Below are 1,533 nucleotides of genomic sequence, written 5' to 3'. Positions count from 1 at the left end.
ACTAGCATTGACGCCATCATAACACGCAGAACATAACCACTGGGTGGGTCAGTTCTCGGTGACAATGCCGGGTCAAATCTCAGTGGCAATCAACAACCGAGGCGTAATAGGCGTCCATGTCGACATGGATGATCTTGCGGAGCGCGCCGTCCTGATCCTCATGCCGGTCCATCCGGGCCCCGCCTCCTGACTGCCACCGCTTGGAGATCGCGGCTGGAACAAATATGGAACATAAACCATGTTCGCCGCGCTGCAAAGCCCCGCGCATATGAAAAAGGCCGGGGTTAGCGCCCCGGCCTTGTCCTGTCGTGTGATCGCGCTCAGGCGTAAAGGTTGATCACGCCGACCTTGTCGTGGATGCCGTTCACCGTCGCCTTGTCCAGACCGAGGTTTTCGGCCAGCGCATGCAGGTATTCGGCCTCCTTGCGGTTGTCGAATTCGATGGCCATCAGCGACATCAGATAGATCTGCGGGCCGTAGCCCTCGGGCACCTCGCGCGCCAGCGCTGCGGCATCGACGGGCGCGGACATCTGGTCGCGGATAAAGGCGCGCTCGTCCTCGTCCAGATCGCCGAATTCGGACATGAGCTTGGCTTTTTCCTTCTCGTCGATCTCGCCATCCGACTTGGCGGCCTGGATCATCGCCTTGAGCATCAGCCCGGCCAGCGCGTTCTGTTCCGGGGTGGGGGCGATCTCGGGCTCATCGCCCTTGGCGATGGCATCGTTGAAGAGCTCGCCAAAGCTGGCGTCATTCGTGGGTTGCGACCCCCTTTGCACCAGCTTTTCCTGCGGCGATGGCTGCTGAGTGCCGCCCCCGCCAAGGATGCCGCCCAGAAGGCCGCCCAGACCGCCTGCGGCCGCGCCGGTCGAAAGCTGGTCCAGAATGCCGCCCAGCCCGCCCTGCGCCTGTCCGCGACGCGGCGAATTCGCCCCGCCATAGGCCGAGCCTGATCCGGCGCCGCCGCTGCGGCCGCCCAGCACCTGACCCAGCATGTCGGCGAGCCCGCCCGAGCCGGTATTGCGATTGCCGCCGCCGCCGGTATTGCTGCCCAGAAGATCGTCAAGCAACCCGCCCGAGGACCGTCCGTCCGAGGAAGGACGCGATCCGCCCTGCCTCTGACGGTTCTGCGCATTCTTCATCACGGCGCCGATACCCTTGGCCAGCATCACGCCCGCCGCAACACGGGCAAGGGATTTCATCAGACTCATCACGATCCTCCACAGGCATTTATTGGCCGCCTTCCGGGCGGCCTTGTTACCGGATTCAAACGCCTTTCGCGCGGTTCGGTTCCCGCCTTGCCGGGCTGGGCCGGAACTGGGCCAGATCTGGCCTCGGAACGGCCCGGCTGCCCTTGATTTTTCCCGGCCGGGCCTATAAGTCGCGGCGGATGTTACTCGGGGGCTGACGCGCGGGCTGGCCCCCTCGATAGGAGGCCATGATGGCAAAGGCAAAGTTTGAACGTACGAAACCGCACGTCAACATCGGGACGATTGGTCACGTTGACCACGGCAAGACGACGCTGACGGCTGCGAT

2 protein-coding genes are annotated in these 1,533 nt (G+C 63.7%); one reads left to right on the top strand and one right to left on the bottom strand.

Annotation, left to right across the window (positions count from 1 at the left end; translation table 11 throughout):
* Positions 1-320 precede the first annotated feature (320 nt).
* The gene (locus DFP89_RS19980; protein WP_114351042.1) at positions 321-1,208 is read right to left on the bottom strand and encodes a tellurite resistance TerB family protein; all 888 of its coding nucleotides are present in this window, start codon (positions 1,206-1,208) and stop codon (positions 321-323) included.
* A 230-nt stretch (positions 1,209-1,438) separates the two neighbouring features.
* Here DFP89_RS19980 and DFP89_RS19975 point away from each other — a divergent pair.
* A partial coding sequence (locus tag DFP89_RS19975; RefSeq protein ID WP_023878051.1) for a GTP-binding protein occupies positions 1,439-1,533 on the top strand: 95 nt, incomplete at its 3' end.

The sequence above is a fragment of the Paracoccus lutimaris genome (assembly GCF_003337565.1).
GTDB classification, from domain to species: Bacteria; Pseudomonadota; Alphaproteobacteria; order Rhodobacterales; family Rhodobacteraceae; genus Paracoccus; species Paracoccus lutimaris.
Note: the sequence above shows the minus strand (reverse complement) of the source record. Positions and strands in the feature narration are given on the sequence as shown.